This window comes from Rhizobium sp. FY34, assembly GCF_005222845.1.
GTDB lineage: Bacteria > Pseudomonadota > Alphaproteobacteria > Rhizobiales > Rhizobiaceae > Neorhizobium.
Genome location: NZ_STFZ01000007.1, coordinates 101,441 through 119,109, shown reverse-complemented (window position 1 = coordinate 119,109; position 17,669 = coordinate 101,441). Strand labels below are relative to the sequence as shown.

At 59.8% G+C, this 17,669-nt stretch carries 17 protein-coding genes and 1 tRNA gene; 14 read left to right on the top strand and 4 right to left on the bottom strand.

Going from position 1 to position 17,669, the window contains the following annotated elements; genetic code table 11:
• Positions 1 to 62: 62 nt before the first annotated feature.
• The 6 genes from exbB to E8M77_RS05320 all read left to right on the top strand — a co-directional run bounded on the left by exbB (position 63) and on the right by E8M77_RS05320 (position 6,588).
• Positions 63 to 980, top strand: a complete 918-nt coding sequence (gene exbB / locus E8M77_RS05345; RefSeq protein ID WP_246659145.1) for a tonB-system energizer ExbB — start codon at positions 63 to 65, stop codon at positions 978 to 980.
• A 3-nt stretch (positions 981 to 983) separates the two neighbouring features.
• Positions 984 to 1,451, top strand: coding sequence for a TonB system transport protein ExbD (gene exbD / locus E8M77_RS05340; RefSeq protein ID WP_137129590.1), 468 nt, complete (start codon positions 984 to 986; stop codon positions 1,449 to 1,451).
• Positions 1,448 to 2,437, top strand: a complete 990-nt coding sequence (locus E8M77_RS05335) for an energy transducer TonB (protein WP_137129589.1) — start codon at positions 1,448 to 1,450, stop codon at positions 2,435 to 2,437. Before exbD ends, E8M77_RS05335 begins: the two co-directional genes overlap by 4 nt.
• 56 nt (positions 2,438 to 2,493) lie before the next feature.
• Complete coding sequence (locus E8M77_RS05330) at positions 2,494 to 3,483, top strand: Ldh family oxidoreductase (RefSeq protein ID WP_137129588.1); 990 nt, start codon at positions 2,494 to 2,496, stop codon at positions 3,481 to 3,483.
• A 325-nt stretch (positions 3,484 to 3,808) separates the two neighbouring features.
• Positions 3,809 to 4,432 (top strand): ribonuclease D, encoded by a 624-nt coding sequence (locus E8M77_RS05325; protein WP_137129587.1) that lies wholly within the window; start codon positions 3,809 to 3,811, stop codon positions 4,430 to 4,432.
• 314 nt (positions 4,433 to 4,746) lie between these two features.
• A complete protein-coding gene (locus tag E8M77_RS05320) occupies positions 4,747 to 6,588 on the top strand; it encodes a hypothetical protein (RefSeq protein ID WP_137129586.1) in 1,842 nt (613 codons plus the stop codon).
• Between the two features lie 109 nt (positions 6,589 to 6,697).
• Here E8M77_RS05320 and rpsA read toward each other — a convergent pair whose 3' ends face one another.
• From rpsA to E8M77_RS05305, 3 genes are all read right to left on the bottom strand, one after another.
• Entirely contained in the window at positions 6,698 to 8,401 is a 1,704-nt protein-coding gene (gene rpsA / locus E8M77_RS05315) for a 30S ribosomal protein S1 (RefSeq protein ID WP_137129585.1), read from the bottom strand.
• A gap of 168 nt (positions 8,402 to 8,569) precedes the next feature.
• Positions 8,570 to 9,205 (bottom strand): (d)CMP kinase, encoded by a 636-nt coding sequence (cmk, locus tag E8M77_RS05310; RefSeq protein WP_137129584.1) that lies wholly within the window; start codon positions 9,203 to 9,205, stop codon positions 8,570 to 8,572.
• 3 nt (positions 9,206 to 9,208) lie between these two features.
• A complete protein-coding gene (locus E8M77_RS05305; RefSeq protein ID WP_170975754.1) occupies positions 9,209 to 10,027 on the bottom strand; it encodes a hypothetical protein in 819 nt (272 codons plus the stop codon).
• A 254-nt stretch (positions 10,028 to 10,281) separates the two neighbouring features.
• On the opposite strand from E8M77_RS05305, the gene E8M77_RS05300 reads away from it, so the two are divergent.
• The 4 genes from E8M77_RS05300 (at position 10,282) to E8M77_RS05285 (ending at position 12,812) form a co-directional block, all read left to right on the top strand.
• Entirely contained in the window at positions 10,282 to 10,668 is a 387-nt protein-coding gene (locus E8M77_RS05300) for a TIGR02300 family protein (RefSeq protein WP_137129582.1), read from the top strand.
• A gap of 151 nt (positions 10,669 to 10,819) precedes the next feature.
• Positions 10,820 to 10,895 (top strand) — tRNA-Ala (locus tag E8M77_RS05295).
• Between the two features lie 205 nt (positions 10,896 to 11,100).
• Positions 11,101 to 11,733, top strand: a complete 633-nt coding sequence (locus tag E8M77_RS05290) for a hypothetical protein (RefSeq protein ID WP_246659134.1) — start codon at positions 11,101 to 11,103, stop codon at positions 11,731 to 11,733.
• 11 nt (positions 11,734 to 11,744) lie between these two features.
• Positions 11,745 to 12,812 (top strand): XRE family transcriptional regulator, encoded by a 1,068-nt coding sequence (locus E8M77_RS05285; RefSeq protein WP_137129581.1) that lies wholly within the window; start codon positions 11,745 to 11,747, stop codon positions 12,810 to 12,812.
• 759 nt (positions 12,813 to 13,571) lie between these two features.
• Here the strand turns inward: E8M77_RS05285 and E8M77_RS24150 are convergent.
• Positions 13,572 to 13,826, bottom strand: a complete 255-nt coding sequence (locus E8M77_RS24150) for a hypothetical protein (protein WP_137129580.1) — start codon at positions 13,824 to 13,826, stop codon at positions 13,572 to 13,574.
• A 98-nt stretch (positions 13,827 to 13,924) separates the two neighbouring features.
• On the opposite strand from E8M77_RS24150, the gene E8M77_RS05275 reads away from it, so the two are divergent.
• From E8M77_RS05275 to E8M77_RS05260, 4 genes are all read left to right on the top strand, one after another.
• Positions 13,925 to 14,500, top strand: a complete 576-nt coding sequence (locus tag E8M77_RS05275; RefSeq protein WP_137129579.1) for a DNA-3-methyladenine glycosylase — start codon at positions 13,925 to 13,927, stop codon at positions 14,498 to 14,500.
• A 148-nt stretch (positions 14,501 to 14,648) separates the two neighbouring features.
• Positions 14,649 to 15,854 carry a kynureninase gene (kynU, locus tag E8M77_RS05270; RefSeq protein WP_137129578.1) on the top strand — a complete coding sequence of 402 codons (1,206 nt, stop codon included), beginning with the start codon at positions 14,649 to 14,651 and terminating at the stop codon, positions 15,852 to 15,854.
• On the top strand, positions 15,851 to 16,690 hold the full coding sequence (gene kynA, locus E8M77_RS05265; RefSeq protein ID WP_246659133.1) for a tryptophan 2,3-dioxygenase: 840 nt from the start codon (positions 15,851 to 15,853) through the stop codon (positions 16,688 to 16,690). Before kynU ends, kynA begins: the two co-directional genes overlap by 4 nt.
• Before the next feature lie 32 nt (positions 16,691 to 16,722).
• Positions 16,723 to 17,550 carry an alpha/beta hydrolase gene (locus E8M77_RS05260; protein ID WP_137129577.1) on the top strand — a complete coding sequence of 276 codons (828 nt, stop codon included), beginning with the start codon at positions 16,723 to 16,725 and terminating at the stop codon, positions 17,548 to 17,550.
• Positions 17,551 to 17,669: the final 119 nt, after the last annotated feature.

The window sequence follows — 17,669 nt, the reverse complement described above, 5'->3', positions numbered from 1 at the left end:
TGAAGGGCAAACCGCGAGCCGCACGCGCCAACCTGCTGGTAGCGATCCTTGCCGGCGCCGTGATGGCCGCTCCCCTCGCCTTTGCCCAGACCGCACCCGAATTGGCCAGTCCGGCCGCAACCTCTGCGCCGATACAACCCGCCAGCGAAACGCCGCCTGTCCCTGCGATAACGGCAGCGCCCTTGGCTGAGGAGCAGGCAACAGAGTCCGAGGGACTTCTGACACAATTGCTGCAGCCACCCGGCCGCAGCGATATTCCCCATGACCTGTCACCCGTTGGCATGTTCATGGCCGCCGACTGGGTGGTCAAAAGCGTGATGATCGGCCTAGCGCTGGCCTCGCTGATGACATGGACAGTGTGGCTGGCCAAATCGCTGGAATTGGCAGGCGCAAGGCGCCGTGCACATGCGGTCATCAAGGCCATCAGTGGTTCGAGAACGCTGTCGGAAGCGCTCGCGGCCACCGAGCGCCGCAACGGCCCTGCCGCCCAGATGCTGCGCCAGGCAGCCCTTGAACTGCAGTTGTCCGAAGGTGCGCTGGATTATGCTGAAAACAGCGGCGTGAAAGAGCGCGTCTCCTCGACACTTGGCCGGATCGAGGCCTTTGCCGGGCGCCGTATGATGCGCGGCACAGGAGCACTGGCCACGATCGGTTCGGTCGGTCCCTTCGTCGGTTTGTTCGGCACCGTTTGGGGCATCATGAACTCGTTTATCGGCATTTCCGAATCGCAGACCACCAATCTGGCAGTCGTTGCCCCCGGCATTGCCGAGGCGCTCCTGGCAACCGCCATCGGCCTCGTCGCCGCCATCCCGGCTGTCGTGATCTACAATATCTTTGCTCGCTCCATCACCGGCTATCGCCAGCTTCTGGCCGATGCCGCAGCCGGTGTGGAGCGTCTGGTCAGCCGCGATCTCGATTTCCGCAAGGTTCCCCCTGGTATGAAGGCGAAATCCACGGTCTCGCTTGTCGCAGGAGAGTGAGCAATGGCCGGTGGCATCCGCGAGAACCACGGCGACGACCTGCCGGAAAACCATGAAATCAACGTCACGCCCTTCATCGACGTGATGCTGGTTCTCCTGATCATCTTCATGGTGGCAGCACCGCTTGCCACCGTCGATGTCAATGTGGACCTGCCTGCATCAACGGCCACGCCGGCGCAGAGGCCGCCGGAGCCGCTCTATCTGACGGTGAAGGAGGATCTTTCGCTCAGTATCGGCAATGATGTGGTGCAACGCGACCAGTTGGCCTCAGCGCTGGAACGGACAACCGGCGGCAACAAGGACACGCGGGTCTTTCTGCGGGCCGACAAGTCCGTCGATTACGGCCAGTTCATGGAAGTAATGAACCTTTTGCGCGATGCCGGCTATCTGAAGATCGCGTTGGTCGGACTTGAAACCCTTCCGGCACCGGCAGCCCCTGCAGTGGGCGCGCCGGCTGGAACTGCTCCATGAGCACATTCACGATGCATAGCAGTGCCTCCAGGGCGGGCGAAGCCGCTCTTTGGACAGCGGCTGCGATAATTGTGCTTGCCGCGCATCTGGCCGCAGCCGGCATCCTGATGCAGGAACGTCACGCCGATGATGCAATGGCAGGAGAGCCTCCTGCCATCATGCTGGAACTTGCGCTCGCACCGGAGGCCCAAGCGACGGAAGAGACGATTGCGGCCAGTGATATGGTAGACGCGCAAGAGGTCAAGACCGAACAACTGGAACCTGTGCAGGAACCGCAAGACCCGCCGGATACTCCACCGCTTCCCGAACTGCCACCACCAGAGGAGATGGCGGAGATAAAGCCCGAGCCAGTACCGCCTGAGCCGGTGATCGAGCAGCAGGAGCCAATGGAAGAGCCCGAGCCTGTTGCCGAGATGACCCAGACGATTCCCGAGCCCGTGCCGGAGCCGACACCCGAGCCTGTCGAGAAGGAGTTGCCAGTTCTCGACACTGTCGAAGTCCCACTTCCAGTATTTCGCCCGCCTTCCCCCGTCATCGAGAAGGCCGAAATACAGGAAATCAAGAAGAAGCCGGTTGCGCAGCGGCCAAAGCCCCAGCCGCAAAGGTCGGCTTCTGTAGCCAAGACGCAGGCTATGGCCGAAACGCAGGTATCGGACAGGACGGCAGCAACACGAACCTCCAGCGAGCCAGCGGGTTCGGTAGCCGATATCAAGAACTGGGATCGCAAGATCCGCTCGCTGATTGCACGTCGCGCCCGTTCCATTCGCTTCACCTGCCCTGCAAATTTCCAGGGTCGGCTCGTCACGTCTTCGATCACCTTCAATGTGCTGCGGTCCGGGGAATTCACTGGCGTATCGCTGTCGCGGAGTTCGGGCGTTCCGGATTTCGATTTGCGGGCACTTGAAATCGTCAAAGGCGTCGGACGCGGACCGGCACCGGTCGAAAACATGGTACGCACGATTCCCATCGAGATGCCGGGTTGTTAAAAGGCCTGGTTTGATAGCGGCTGCAGAAGTTGCGCCGTCGACAGAAGGGTTTCGCGATGCATTTCCTGCCTGATGACCTTGTGGATCTGGTCTGCGCCGTATTTGAAGCCAATGGCGTCTCCCCTCCATCGGCACTTTCGGTTGCCCGCGCCTTGGTGGCCGCCGAAGCTGCCGGTCAGTCCGGCCACGGCCTGCGCCGCGTGCCGGCTTATGTGAAACAGGTGCGCAGCGGCAAGGTGGATGGCAAGGCTGTGGCCATTTCCACGCGGGCACGTCCCGGCCTTCTCTCCATCGATGCGCAGTTCGGCTTTGCCTATCCGGCGCTCGATCTTGCCGTTGAAGAGCTTGCGCCACTGGCGCGCCAGCAGGGAATTGTAGGCGCTGCGATCCATCGCTCGCACCATGCAGGCGTCATGGCGCTGACGGTGGAGCGTTTTGCCGACCAGGGCCTGGTGGCCATGATGTTTGCCAATGCGCCCGCCGCGATGGCGCCCTGGGGTGGCAAGAAGCCACTGTTTGGCACCAACCCGATTGCCTTTGCCGTGCCGGTCGCTGGCGCAGAACCGATCATCATCGATCTGGCGCTGTCCAAAGTGGCGCGCGGCAAGGTGATGGAAGCCCAGCAGAAGCGCGTGGCCATTCCCGATGATTGGGCATTCGACGCCGAAGGCCATCCGACGACCGACCCGGATGAGGCAATGAAGGGCACAATGGCGCCAGCCGGGGGTGCCAAGGGGGCAGCGCTTGCCTTCATGGTGGAAGTGCTGTCGGCAGCACTCACCGGCGCGCATTTTTCACATGAGGCAAGCTCACTGTTTGACGACAAGGGGCCGCCGCCGGCGCTCGGCCAGTTCATCATCGCCATCGATCCGGATGCCGCGGCAGGCGGCAATTCTGCGGCCCGGATGGCACTGCTGGCGCAGGAAATGGCGCGCGAGGAAACAGTTCGGCTTCCCGGCCGTCGCGGACGCTCTCTTCGCCAAACCGCCCTGGAACAGGGTATCGAGATCGAAGACAGCGTGATGGACGCGATCGCCGCTCTTTAGAAGACAGATGCGAGATAAACGGAGAGCCTAAACGGAAAAAGCCTGCCGCGGGAGGAGGTGCGGCAGGCTTTTAAACTTGATCGGCAATTGGGAGGAGGAGGAGGAGGTTGCCGATCCCATCTGGCGACGCTGGGAGGAGGAGTGCGTCGCTTCGATGATTAATGTATAGCGACACATACGATTTGGAACAAGCGCGCTGCTGCATTGCAGCAATGCGCTGAGCGCAAGGCTTCGACTGTCTGAGCCCGGCAGTCTCTCAAAGAAAGAGCATATTCATCGCCTGTCGCTTCCGCTATAGCCATCAAGGAACGACGAGAGGGCCGAGATGAGCACAATCCGCACGCATGAGGGCGACATTTCCACGGCAGACGCCGCCCGCTATACCGGTGCCATTGCCATTGATACCGAGACATTGGGCCTGGTGCCGCGCCGTGACCGGCTCTGCGTCGTGCAGCTCTCCCCCGGTGATGGGTCGGCGGATGTCATCCGCATTGCCGCTGGCCAGCGCCAGGCGCCCAATCTGGTGGCACTGCTTTGCGATGCCAGCCGCGAAAAGATCTTCCACTATGGTCGCTTCGATATCGCCGTGCTTTATCACACCTTCGGCGTGCTGACGCAGAGCGTGTTCTGCACGAAGATCGCCTCCCGCCTCACCCGCACCTATACGGATCGCCATGGCCTGAAGGATAACCTGAAGGAAATGCTGGACGTGGATGTTTCGAAGGCGCAGCAGCAGACCGATTGGGCCGCCGACATTCTCTCGCCCGCGCAGCTTGACTATGCGGCATCTGACGTTCTTCATCTGCATGCCCTGCGCGACAAGCTGAACCAGCGGCTGATCCGCGACGAGCGGCTGGAGCTTGCCAAGGCCTGCTTCGACTTTCTGCCGACTCGCTCAAGGCTCGACCTTCTGGGCTGGGAAGAAACCGATATTTTCGCCCATAGCTGAAAACGCCCCTTGCCGTTAAATCCGGATTAACTGCCTCCTTCTATGGTCCGCCCTGGCGATGAGGAGATCGTCCGGCCCTGGGAGGCTCAAATGTACCGCGTTGCCGACCTTGTCCTGAAACTGGACGAGCGGGACTATCACGCGCGCCATTGCCTATACTTTTAGTAAATCTTTAAGATTTCCCGTATATATTGATTATATACACGGCACTCAGAACGCCATGAGGCGTTGCGGCTGCGATCCTTCGAACGATCGCCCATTTCTCTTTCGCCGAGCCGGTCTGTCCCTTCAACCGACACAGCGTGGAGCATAGCATGTTGCCCCCTGTAGCCGCATTGTCAGACGCGTTCCTCGGCAGTTTCAGCCAGTCACATCACACGTCGACGGACGCCCGCGTGCAGATTGGCGCGAGCGTGAAAGAGGCCGTTGCCCCGGCTCGCACCCTTCCCGTGCAGCTTTCCGGCGAAAGATCCTCTCTTCTTTCCCTGTCGGGCCAGTTGCAGCTGTCGCAGGGGCTTTCGGTGGTCGCGGAAACGCTGGGTGCCATTCTGAAGGTCGAGCGCCACAAAGGTGAAGCATTGACCGACTATGCCCAGCGCCTGGGAGAGGTGATTGCCGCCTTGTCGCCCTCGGAGCGCGTTGCGCTGCAAAAGGCGCTCAATCAGATGATGAAGGGCACGACCCTGCGTCTGTTGACCGATATCCTCAAGAACCCCGTCGGACCGGAAGCCACGCGGCTTGCCCTGCAGCTGGAAACGGAAGCCTATCTGGTGCGCGAACCGCTGACCAAGCAGGTCGTCACCTCCTATCGCCAGAATGGCGGCCATGACCTGCCCCCGGCAGTTCCGGCGAAACCAACCATCCTGCTGGAACTTGCCAAGAGCCTTTCCACGCAGACGGGCCGTGTCGCGCTCCAGACAAGCACTGCCGCCAATTCCAGCCTTGCACCAACACAGCCAGGCCTTGACGGGACGATGTCCAAGGTCAATGGCGAGACATTGTCTGCCTTTGTCGAAACGGCGCGCCTGGCTCAGGCAATCAAGGCCGCGCTGAAACTGACCGGCGAGACATCGTCATGGCCCACATCGCCCGGCCAGCCAAAGACGCTGGACGCGCCTCTCACACAGGCTTCAGCACGGACGCAAGCCGCAAGCGGCAGCGAGCGACCAGCATTCGATACGAGGCCTGCAGCGCAGAGAGAGAGCTTGCCGCACGACGCAACCTCCGCAGCCGGCGGAAAGTCTGCCGCACGCCTGCCTGCCAGCGCCACGGCATCACTTTTGCGCAGCGCGCCACAGGACAGGGCGCCGGACGATGTGACCTATGACGGGCCGGCACTTGCCCGCATGGGATCGCGCATCGACACCGCGACCCTCACGCACAAAACCCCCGACGGAACGCCCGCCACCGCCAAAGCCGAAGCGGCAATGGCTGCCCGCCTGGCCGAGGCGCAGCTGATCGGGGTTACGGTCGAAGAGATAGGGTCTGCCGATAGCTGGCTTGCCGATATCTATGCGCTGGAAGGCCAGGATACCGCGCTTGTCGCCGAAGCAGCACTGATCGCCGGTGGTGACATCCCGGAACAGGCAGTCTCGTCTGAACCGCCGGGTGCGCGTCTTGCCGGCGCCCTCAGCGAGCAACAGGAGAGGGACGTTCTTTCAGCCAATCAAAGCCCTGCAGACGCAATGCAGGACGATCAGCCTGGTTTGACGACCGGCAGCACCCCTCTTGAGGCAGAGGAGGCCGCACATTTACAATCAGTCACTGGCCGCGCCACAGAATCGCCAGCTGCGCTTCTTGCCAGTGCTGCTCAGGCCGGCCTGACGGCGCGTTCCATGGCTCGCGATCCCATTGGCCCGATCTTTGTGCCCTACCCGCCGCAAGGCGGTTACGAGGAGGACGAGAAGGATCTCATCGAAGCGGTCGAGGCAAGCGACGAGGACGGAGCGCGCAACCGCAATGGCGGACGTCGCCAAGGGGGCGGTGACACCGGCCAGGATGATGAGGATGGTGCTGACGAGGGCGATATGTTCGCGCCGGCCAATGCTGGAGGCATGACGGAACAGGCCTCGGATAGTCTGGAAACGAAGGCTTCACGGCTTGCCGCCGGCAGCAATGACGCCGAGGCCTATTACCAGCGCATGGCCGGCTGGTAGCCGCCCGCCACCTGCCAGATACGGACGATCAAAACCCAATGTACGGGCATGAAAAAACCCGCCGGAGATGATCCGGCGGGTTTCTGATTTTTGAGGTGAACCTCAACGATCAATCGTTGGTGCGGTTCTTCAGGGCTGCGCCCAGGATGTCGCCGAGCGAAGCGCCCGAGTCAGACGAACCGAACTGAGCCACGGCTTCCTTCTCTTCTGCGATCTCGAGAGCCTTGATCGACAGCATGACCTTGCGGTCCTTCTTGGAGAAGTTGACGACGCGGGCGTCGAACACCTGGCCAACCGAGAAGCGCTCAGGACGCTGATCGTCACGATCGCGTGCGAGGTCGCCACGGCGGATGAAGGAGGTGATGTCGTCATGGGCGACGAGCTTCACTTCAACACCACCGTCGTTGACGGCGATGACTTCGCACGAAACGACAGCGTTCTTGCGCAGTTCGCCGGAAGCGGCAGCTTCGCCAACCGCATCGCGGCCGAGCTGCTTGATGCCGAGCGAGATACGCTCCTTCTCGACGTCCACATCCAGAACGACAGCCTTGACGACGTCGCCCTTGTTGAACTCTTCGATGACCTGTTCGCCCGGACGGTTCCAGTCGAGATCCGACAGGTGAACCATGCCGTCGACATCGCCGTCGAGACCGATGAAGAGACCGAATTCGGTCTTGTTCTTCACTTCGCCTTCAACTTCAGTGCCGGCCGGATGGCTGAAGGCAAATGCCTGCCACGGGTTTTCCAGCGTCTGCTTCAGGCCAAGCGAGATACGGCGCTTGGACGGATCGACTTCGAGAACGACAACGTCGACATCCTGCGTGGTGGAGAGGATCTTGCCGGGATGAACGTTCTTCTTCGTCCAGGACATTTCGGAGATGTGGATCAGGCCTTCGATGCCCGGCTCCAGTTCGACGAATGCACCGTAATCGGTGATGTTCGTGACTGTACCGGAGATCTTCTTGCCGACCGGGTACTTGGCCGAGATGCCATCCCACGGATCCGACTCGAGCTGCTTCATGCCGAGCGAGATGCGGTGGGTTTCCTGGTTGATGCGGATGATCTGAACCTTGACCGACTGGCCGATGTTCAGGATTTCCGACGGATGGTTCACACGGCGCCATGCCATGTCGGTGACGTGCAGCAGGCCGTCAATGCCGCCGAGGTCAACGAACGCACCGTAATCGGTGATGTTCTTGACGACGCCGTCAACAACCTGGCCTTCTTCGAGGTTCTGAACGATTTCCGAACGCTGTTCCGCACGCGATTCTTCAAGAACGGTACGACGCGATACAACGATGTTGCCGCGACGCTTGTCCATCTTGAGGATTTCGAAGGGCTGCGGGTTGTGCATCAGCGGGGTCACGTCGCGGATCGGACGGATGTCCACCTGGCTACGCGGAAGGAAGGCCACGGCGCCGTCGAGGTCAACCGTGAAGCCGCCCTTGACCTGGTTGAAGATCACGCCTTCAACGCGTTCGCCAGCTTCGAACTTGGCTTCGAGCTTGATCCAGCTTTCTTCGCGGCGAGCCTTTTCGCGCGACAGAACAGCTTCGCCGAGAGCATTTTCGATGCGCTCGACATAGACTTCGACTTCGTCGCCAACCTTCAGCGAGCCGTCCTTGCCCTTTGCACCGAATTCCTTCAGCGCAATGCGGCCTTCGACCTTGAGGCCGACGTCAACGACGGCCATGTCTTTTTCGATCGCGGTGACGATACCCTTGGCTACATAGCCTTCGGCAAGGTCATTGGTTGCGAAAGATTCTTCGAGGAGGGCTGCGAAATCCTCCCGCGTGGGGTTTGCTAATGCCATGAAATCTCCTGGTCGTGTCCCTGTTCGGACACGGATGGCGCCGGTGGGTTTGAGTTAATCGTTCCCAAAGATCAAGTCCGCCCTCCCAGCAGAGAGAGCAATCCGGCGCGGGGACCTGGAACTTCGGGGTCTTCGTCATGCGCGGCTGACCGGAAAACCGGCAGGCCGTCAATTTTTCTTCAGCGCGGCATCGATGATCGATTTCGCAGCCTGAAACGCGGCCTCTATACTCATTTCCGAGGTATCAAGCAAGTGCGCATCGGCGGCCGGTTTCAAAGGGCTGTCAGCGCGTCCCATGTCACGTTCGTCGCGCTTCTTCACATCCTCGAAAATCGCCTCGAAATCCGCCTCTGCCCCCTGGCCAAGGATTTCCTCATACCGGCGTTTCGCCCGCACCTGCGCCGAGGCCGTGACATAGAGCTTCACCGGCGCATGCGGGCACACGACCGTGCCAATATCGCGCCCGTCGAGCACCGTTCCCGGCTCACGACCGGCAAAGGCCTGCTGCGCCTCGACCAGCGCGCGACGGACAGCGGGCATGACCGCAATCTTCGAGGCCGCTTCGCCAATATGATGGCGCGCCAGAACCGAACGGTCGAGCCCGGCAAGATCGACGTCCCGCGCCATTTTTTCGGCTACCGCCTCATCATCCAGCGGCAGACCGGCATCCAGAAGCGCTTTGGCCGTGGCGCGGTAGGTGAGGCCCGTGTCGAGATGCTGAAAACCATAGGCTTCAGCAATCTGGCGCGACAGCGTTCCCTTGCCGGCGGCGGCCGGTCCGTCGATGGCAATGGTGAATGTCATGGCTCATGTCTCCTCGTCAGGCAGCAATGATGGCCCGCCTCTAGCGGAAAATTGAGAGGCTGACCACAGAACGCCGGACAGTTCCGCCCGCAGATCCATGTCAACGGCCTGCAGCCGGCTCTGGCCGGAAAGCCGGAGCGCCCGCCATGAGGGCTCCGCCGGCGCCTGTGAAACCGGGGCGCCAAAGGCTGCAAACATGGCATCCAGTCGATCTGAGACTGCGGTCCGATCTGCCGTAGACTCCAGGAGCACCGTGCTGCCCGGCGTATTGAGACCGGCCAGCAGAAGGGCTGCCTTCAGGACAAAGGGCGAAAGATCAGAAACATCCGAATGATCCAGCCGCCAGTGGAGCGGGCTTGCCGCCTCGGGCCCCTGCAGGGTGACGTGATCCCCATGCGCCGACGATATCTGCACGCCCATGTGGCGCAGAGGCGGGATCAACACATCCGGCAAGACCGGCGCGGCAAATTCCACGTCCATAGGATAGGGAGCGACAAGCCCGGCGATCAGCGCGAGCGCAACCGGGGCATCCAACACATCAAGCGGCGCTTGCGGCGAAAGAAGCGCACCATTGCCGACACCCCGCACGGTGAGAGCATCTGCGTTTTCGCCAATGACGGCCCCCATCTGCGCCAGCGCCCGGCAGGCGGCATCAAGATCCGGCCCGCGGCAAAGACCGCGCAGATGGCTCTCGCCATTGGCCAGGCAAGCCAGCAGCAGGGCTGCAAGCGACAGCACGAGATGCCCGGCATCGCCTGGACCTTCGCCTGTCTCGACAGATGGCGCGCGCCCTTTGGCCAGACTGGTCTTCACTTTCGGCATCGAATAGCTTTCGCTGCGGCACAACCCTTTGGCCGCCGGGGCATCCTGCCCCTGCTGGCCGTGGCGCCTCCTAGCACAAACGGGTTTGCCGGTCATGGGCCGCTTGGGGCGCCAAGGCTGGAAATCCAGCAGTTTTGCCGGTAAAGTTTGCCTTTGACATGCTCTGGGACAAGCATTAAGGGGACCGGCTAGCATTTTAGCGCCGCCTTCGCGGCAACGCCGAATTGATCGGCCATTCTCACGAGGCTTCGACAGTGGCAAAAGCGGAACTTGGTACCAAGCGCACAGACCCGGATACGGGCAAAAAATTCTACGACCTCAACCGCGACCCGGTTGTTTCTCCCTATTCCGGCAAATCCTGGCCGCTCTCCTTCTTTGAAGAGAACACGGCCCAGATGAAGATGGAACAGGCCGAAGAAGAAGAAGTCGCCGAAGTCGATACGGACAATCCGGACGTCGAACTCGTCTCGCTCGAAGAGGGCGATGATGCGGCCGGCGGCGATGACATTCCCGATATCGGCGACGACGACGTTGAAATCGACGGCGACGACGACGACACCTTCCTGGAAGCCGATGAAGATGACGATGACGATGATGTCACCGGCATCATCGGCGTCGGCGGTGACGAAGACGAGGTCTAAGACCTTGAATTTATAGCCCGGACGAAAAAATCGTCCGGGCTTTTCATTTTTAGGCTTGCACTCTGAAACGACCGGACGTAATAAGCCGCCACCCCGACGGAAGCAGTGCTTCAACGGGGTTCCCGGAGCCGGAACTTACCGGCACCCTGATGGGGCTATAGCTCAGCTGGGAGAGCGCTTGCATGGCATGCAAGAGGTCAGCGGTTCGATCCCGCTTAGCTCCACCAAATTCTCCCCAACCTATTGAGATTTTCAGATAGCCTGGCTTTCAAGGTTTCTCGTTAACTCGTTTGTTACAAATCGCCCTACAAACCATGGATCATGGACGAGATGGCAAAACTTGATGGCAGCTCGTGTAAAAAACAATAAGGCCGGGCACGCTCGCTTGTCATGTTGATTTTTTTAACCTACAAGTAGGTTAGAAAAATCAACATGACAGGATTCGGCATGATTGTTGAGACGCAGGTTTTTCGAGATGAAGCTGACATTGATACTCGCCTTGATGAACTTGGCTTAGATCGCCAGCTCCTCCTGGAAGTCAGAGATGTTGCAAGGGGCGCGGCGTCAAATGCCACGCCGTTCCACCCTGCCAATGCGGCTGGGACTTTTTCCTATCAGGAAGGCTCCTGGGCCTTGCGGGACAGGTTTGTGGGCGACGAATGGGAAGTCGACCGTACTGAAGGCGTGGAAGCGATCAAAAATGAAAGTCGCGGTCTCCGTGTAGTGTTTTCGAACGTCGACATAGCGGCTCACGATGAGAAAAAGCCGAAGCCTCGTTCGCCCAAGGGTGCTGGCGCGGAACGTGCTTGTATGGGTAATCTTTTTGGCGCCGACCTCCCCGAATATGCTCGCGCGGACAGCGAAAGCACTGCCACGTATTTCATGATGGTCGACGAGCGTGGAGCAGCGGAACTCACACGACCTGTGGTCGAGGGCAAAACGTTCAGCGCCTATATCGAGCGCATCTATCTCTCAGACGGATCGGACATTGAACTTGACAAACTCCTCCTGGACGATGGAGACCGCGCGGATGATTTCGATCCAATGGTGGTCGCTCGCAAATAGCCGGAACTGCAATGTTCAACAGTAAACGGCTTGTCTTGGCTCGGACACGTCGGCGCCTTACCGCGAAAGGTCTAGCGGACCTAACTGATCTATCAGCTATGACGATCACTCGCCTGGAGAGAGGGGACAATAAGCCCGACCCTTCTACAGTCGAAAGGATTGCCAAGGCAGTCGGCTATCCAGCCGACTTTTTCTATGCCGATGATCCTGAAGACCTGAACATAGAGGCGGTCAGCTTTCGAAGCCTCACGAAGATGAGCGCCAAGGAGAGGGATGCAGCACTGTCGGCGGGCGCCTTAGGTCTTCAGTTGAGCGATTGGGTCGAGAGGCGTTTTTCACTGCCCGCTCCAAATTTGATCGACCTCAGCTACGAGACGGACGTCGAAGCGGCGGCCAGGTCACTACGTCAACATTGGGGTCTTGGTGAAAAGCCTGTCGGCAATGTTTTGGGTCTCCTAGAGACACAAGGGGTGCGGGTTTTCTCGTTGTCGGAGAATACCAAGACCGTGGATGCATTTTCGTTCTGGCGGGACGAGAAACCCTATGTGTTTTTGAATAACTTCAAGACGGCAGAACATAGCCTCTTTGACTCCATTCATGAACTTGGACACTTGGTCCTGCATCAGCATGCGGGACCCCAGGAGCAGTCGCGAGCAGCCGAACGAGAGGCAAATGCGTTCGCGTCGGCGTTCCTAATGCCAGCTAACGATGTGAAAGCTCGTGCGCCTCGTTTCATCGACACAAACGTGGTCATCAAGATGAAAAGCAGATGGCGGGTTTCCGCCATGGCAATGGCCTATCGTCTGCATGCGCTAGGGCGTCTGACAGAGTGGCAGTATAAGTCGATATGTATTGAGCTTGGAAAGCGTGGTTATAGAACGGGCGAGCCGAATGGCATCGAGCGCGAGACATCAATCGTCTGGAGGAAGGTCCTGGCTCAACTCTGGCAGGATCGCACGACCAAAAATGACGTTGCAGCCGAGCTAAAGATTCCACTGGATGAACTGGAAGGTTTGATCTGGGGGGTAGCGAGCACTGCCGTTTCCCCTCCGGGCAAGCGCTCGATTTCTCTAATTTAGCCTTCCCGGATTACTCGCCTTCAAGTAGTCGTCGGATTATCTCCGCACGCCGCCGCCATGTTCGAATGTTCGTCGGGGTGGCCTCGTACTCTACCGCTTCCGCGAGCCGTTCGGCATGGATCACCAAGCGGGCATGCGTATCGATGGAAAGGGCTTGTTGCATGGCGTCACTCCGTTTGCTGGAACGGGTTGACGATATGCGCGCAAAGTCACTATCCACCAGGATATTATTCCTTACATTTCAATGCCTTGATGTCGGATTTTCTGCCCTTCAAACCAATGAGTTTCAGAACTTCTGACTTCGGCGTTAACGGTGAAAGCAGCAGCACTTTGGGCCAGGGTGTTTTCGGGGTTGCCAACGGAAACCGGGCAATACAGAGTGATAAAGATTTGTAACAACGGTTGGCGGATCGATCCCGAAAACCTTTATTTTTCAATATTTAAGAGACTTCTTGGGGGAGCCCGCATAGCTCCACCAAAAATTTTTCCATACAAAATCGGTACAGATGAAGTTTTAGCTCTTAGCTTTTTGAAGCCTGGAACGGTTGAACACTGCCTGCTTCGATAGATCACCCAATCCCTTGGCGATGTTGCTACAGCCGGATTGAAGCGTAGCTTACACCTTGGGATGAGCCTTCTTCTAAATTGCAAAGATCAGGTGTACAAAAGGTGCGCTCGGGAGCCTGACATCTATGGCGTCGAGACTACGGTCTCGCCCGGCGTCTACTGCCTTTCGAAACTTCCCATCCACCGCCCCGCCTACCTCCGCGGCTCCCCGCCCGGCGCATAGACGCTTTTGCTCTCGAAGCGGAACTTGTGGCCGCATTGGCAGCGCAGCATGAATTTCTTCGGATCGCGGGACGAAAATTCCGTGGCAAATCCCTTAGGCATCTCGTCTATGGCAAAGTCCGGATCCTTGCGGCGCGGGTCATCATCCTCGGAAACCTCGGCAAAGCCTGAGTGTCCGCATTGGGGGCATTCGAGTTTTCGGGAATATCGGTCGCGTGCTGCCATGCCGCTGAATTAGAGGCTTCCAGCGGCACTGGCAAGATCGCAAACCCGTATTGGCGGGGAGGCTTGCGGCGCAAACACGAACAGACGAGATTGACGGCATGCCGAACCTGCCACTTCCGCCGCCTCTCCTTGCCTTTTTTGATCGCAGCGCCGTGGATGTGGCGCGTGACCTCATCGGCTCAACGCTTATGGTCCATGGCGTCGGCGGCATCATCGTGGAGACCGAGGCCTATATGCCGGATGATCCGGCATCCCATAGCTTCCGCGGCGCCACACCGCGCAACCGCACCATGTTCGGGCCGCCAGCCCATGCCTATGTCTACCGGTCCTATGGCATTCACTGGTGCCTGAACTTCGTCTGCCAGCCGGGCAGTGCGGTGCTGATCCGGGCACTTGAGCCCTTGGAGGGGCTCGATAGCATGGTGGCGCGGCGCGGCAGAAGCGTACTGCGCGAACTCTGCGCCGGTCCGGGCCGGCTTGCCCAGGCGCTGGGCATAGACCTCACGCTGGATGGCGCCTCATTGCTGATGCCACCCTTTGAGCTGGAGCTTTCGCCAAGCGGTGCGGATGTGGCCTCTGGCCCGCGCATCGGCATTAGCAAGGCCGTGGATCTGCCTTGGCGTTTCGGCCTCAAGGGCTCCGCCTATCTCAGCCGCAAAATGAGGCATGACTGACGAAGAGGCATTTTTTTGAGAAGACATGCCGAAAGCTAGTTTAAACTTCAAGCAATACGCGTATGATCCGGCATTCAAGGGCATTGCGCAGCCTGATCGGGCTGCTATGCATCGGCTTTTAAACTCTGCCTTCAGAGGGCTTTTGAGAATGACGGATTTCGAAACGACGCGCGCTCTGTTCCACATGCCGGACGGCGTGATCTATCTCGACGGCAATTCGCTGGGGCCATTGCCTGTGGCCGCCAAGGATCGCGTATCGGCCATGATGACCGACCAATGGGGCGCAATGCTGATCCGCGGCTGGAACGAGGCACGCTGGATGGAGATGCCACGCCGCATCGGTGATCGGGTGGGCCGGCTGATCGGCGCGCTGCAGGGCTCGGTGGTGATGGGCGACACGCTGTCGATCAAGGTCTATCAGGCGCTGGCATCGGCTATCGACCTTGCCGCAGAGCAGGACCCGAAGCGCCGGGTGATCCTGTCCGACAGCGGCAATTTTCCCTCCGATCTCTACATGGCGGAAGGCCTGATCAAGTCTCTCGATCGCGGCTACCAGTTGAAGGTGGTGGAGCCGGAGGCTGTGGAGGCTGCAATCAACGAGACGGTGGCCGTCACCATGCTCACCGAAGTGGACTACCGCACCGGGCGCCTGCATGACATGAGGGCGCTGACGGAAAAGGCGCATGCGGCAGGCGCACTGACCGTCTGGGACCTTGCCCATTCCGCCGGCGCCATTCCCGTGGACCTTGCAGGCGCCGATGCCGATTTTGCCGTCGGCTGCACCTATAAATATCTGAATGGCGGCCCTGGTGCGCCGGCCTTCATCTATGTCGCTCCGCGCTTTGCCGACAAAGCCCGCCCGGCTCTGTCCGGCTGGCTTGGCCATGAAAAGCCGTTCGCCTTTGATCTGAACTATCGTCCGGGCGATGGCATTGACCGCATGCGTGTCGGTACGCCGCCCATATTGGCGCTCAGCGCCCTTGATGTGGCGCTCGATGCCTGGGACGGCGTGGAGATGGCCGATGTGCGGGTGAAATCCATCGCACTTTGCGATCTCTTCATTCGCGAGGTGGAGGCCCGCTGCCCGATGCTGGTGCTCGGTTCGCCACGCGAGGGGCTGAAGCGTGGCAGCCAGGTCTCGTTTCTGCATGAGGAAGGCTATGCCATCATGCAGGCGCTGATTTCGCGCGGCGTGATCGGCGATTTCCGTGCGCCCAATGCCATCCGCTTCGGCTTCACGCCGCTTTATATCGCCGAGCGAGACGTGCATGCCGCCGTCGATATTCTTGCAGACATCATGACCAACCAGCTGTGGGATGCACCGCAGTTCAAGCAGAAGGCCCTCGTGACGTGAGCGCAAAGACCTATGACCCCGCCGAGGACGGCGCGCAAATGTCCTTCCGCGAGAAGATGTCCTATACGGATTATCTGCAACTCGATCCCATCTTGTCGGCGCAGAAGCCGCTGTCCTCCGCCCATGACGAATTGCTGTTCATCATCCAGCACCAGACATCGGAACTCTGGATGAAGCTTGCCATCCACGAGATCCGTTCCGCGATCGGCGCCATCCGCCAGGACATGCCGCAGCCAGCCTTCAAGATGCTGTCGCGCGTGGCACGCATTTTCGAACAGCTGAACAATGCCTGGGACGTGCTGCGCACGATGACGCCCAGCGAATATACCGATTTCCGCGATGCGCTGGGCCAATCCTCCGGCTTCCAGTCTTATCAGTATCGGGCGATCGAATTTCTGGCCGGCAATCGCAACCTTGCAATGCTGGGACCGCATAGCCACCGTCCGGACCTGATTGCCCATCTGGAGGCCATTCTCGCCATGCCGAGCCTCTATGACGAGGCAATCCTGCTTCTCGGTCGCAAGGGCTTTGATATCGGTGCAGACGGCGAGCGTACGGATTTCCGCGACAAGCGCGTTGAGAACGAAAACGTGCTGGAGGCCTGGCGGCAGGTCTATGCCGCACCATCGCAATACTGGGACCTCTATGAACTGGCGGAAAAGCTGGTGGATTTCGAGGATTATTTCCGCCGCTGGCGCTTCAACCATGTCACCACTGTCGAGCGCGTCATCGGCTTCAAGCGCGGAACGGGCGGCACGTCCGGCACGCATTATTTGAAGAAGATGCTGGAAGTGGAGCTGTTTCCCGAGCTTTGGCGGGTCCGCACCGTTCTGTAAGCGACCGCAATCAAGAACACGAGGCAGAGCGCATGCTTTTTCATCGCATCACCGATTGGGACGACGCCTATACCAATGGCGCCAATATTCCGCGCGGCGAGACCTGGCCTGCCGTCTGGGTGGAGCCGGCCAAGGCCTATCGCGATCGCCTCCTGGCCGAGGGTCGCGCCCGGCTGGATTTTGCCTATGGCGAGGGTGAGCGCCATCGCTTCGATCTCTTCCTGCCGGAAGGCACGCCGAAGGGTCTCGTGGTCTTCGTACATGGCGGTTACTGGCAGGCACTCGACAAGAGCTACTGGTCGCATCTGGCAGCCGGCAGCGTTGAAAGCGGCTATGCCGTTGCCATGCCAAGCTACACGCTCTGCCCTGAAGCGCGCATCGGTGACATCGTCCGGGAAATTGCCGCCGCGATTGCCGATGCCGCTGGCGATATCGATGGACCGATCCATCTGACCGGGCATTCCGCCGGTGGCCATCTGGTCACCCGCATGGTGGCGGAGAACTCTCCCCTGCCTGCGCAGATCAGGGCGCGGGTGAAAACGGTGGTCTCGATTTCCGGCGTGCACGATCTGCGGCCGCTTGTTGCAACAGGTCTCAATACCAAGCTCAGGCTTTCGGCAGAGGAAGCCGCTGCCGAAAGCCCGGTCCTGATGCGGCCCGGCGAAGACACAAGGCTGTTCTGCTGGGTGGGCGGCAATGAGCGGGCAGAATTCATCCGCCAGAATGCACTGATGGCCAGCATGTGGCTGGGGCTCGGGGCTGAAACCGGCGCCTATGTTGAACCGGATCGCCACCATTTCAACGTCATTGATGGACTGGCCGATCCTCGCCATCCGCTGACGCTGACACTGTTATCCTGAGCCCTGCCGCACTTTTATGATGGGTGATCTCTGCCTGCATTTCGCTTGAGACCTCAGACCGGCTAGGCTGCCTGAAAGCAGACGATTCGGGGTAGGTCCGGCGCCGCCAGGCCAGGGGT

What these genes read in the sequence shown, in the direction of transcription:
- exbB (WP_246659145.1), top strand. Translation starts at nt 63, where the DNA reads ATGGCCGCTCCCCTCGCCTTTGCCCAGACCGCACCCGAATTGGCCAGT.
- exbD (WP_137129590.1), top strand. Translation starts at nt 984, where the DNA reads ATGGCCGGTGGCATCCGCGAGAACCACGGCGACGACCTGCCGGAAAAC.
- E8M77_RS05335 (WP_137129589.1), top strand. Translation starts at nt 1,448, where the DNA reads ATGAGCACATTCACGATGCATAGCAGTGCCTCCAGGGCGGGCGAAGCC.
- E8M77_RS05330 (WP_137129588.1), top strand. Translation starts at nt 2,494, where the DNA reads ATGCATTTCCTGCCTGATGACCTTGTGGATCTGGTCTGCGCCGTATTT.
- E8M77_RS05325 (WP_137129587.1), top strand. Translation starts at nt 3,809, where the DNA reads ATGAGCACAATCCGCACGCATGAGGGCGACATTTCCACGGCAGACGCC.
- E8M77_RS05320 (WP_137129586.1), top strand. Translation starts at nt 4,747, where the DNA reads ATGTTGCCCCCTGTAGCCGCATTGTCAGACGCGTTCCTCGGCAGTTTC.
- rpsA (WP_137129585.1), bottom strand. Translation starts at nt 8,401, where the DNA reads ATGGCATTAGCAAACCCCACGCGGGAGGATTTCGCAGCCCTCCTCGAA.
- cmk (WP_137129584.1), bottom strand. Translation starts at nt 9,205, where the DNA reads ATGACATTCACCATTGCCATCGACGGACCGGCCGCCGCCGGCAAGGGA.
- E8M77_RS05305 (WP_170975754.1), bottom strand. Translation starts at nt 10,027, where the DNA reads ATGCCGAAAGTGAAGACCAGTCTGGCCAAAGGGCGCGCGCCATCTGTC.
- E8M77_RS05290 (WP_246659134.1), top strand. Translation starts at nt 11,101, where the DNA reads ATGACAGGATTCGGCATGATTGTTGAGACGCAGGTTTTTCGAGATGAA.
- E8M77_RS05285 (WP_137129581.1), top strand. Translation starts at nt 11,745, where the DNA reads ATGTTCAACAGTAAACGGCTTGTCTTGGCTCGGACACGTCGGCGCCTT.
- E8M77_RS24150 (WP_137129580.1), bottom strand. Translation starts at nt 13,826, where the DNA reads ATGGCAGCACGCGACCGATATTCCCGAAAACTCGAATGCCCCCAATGC.
- E8M77_RS05275 (WP_137129579.1), top strand. Translation starts at nt 13,925, where the DNA reads ATGCCGAACCTGCCACTTCCGCCGCCTCTCCTTGCCTTTTTTGATCGC.
- kynU (WP_137129578.1), top strand. Translation starts at nt 14,649, where the DNA reads ATGACGGATTTCGAAACGACGCGCGCTCTGTTCCACATGCCGGACGGC.
- E8M77_RS05260 (WP_137129577.1), top strand. Translation starts at nt 16,723, where the DNA reads ATGCTTTTTCATCGCATCACCGATTGGGACGACGCCTATACCAATGGC.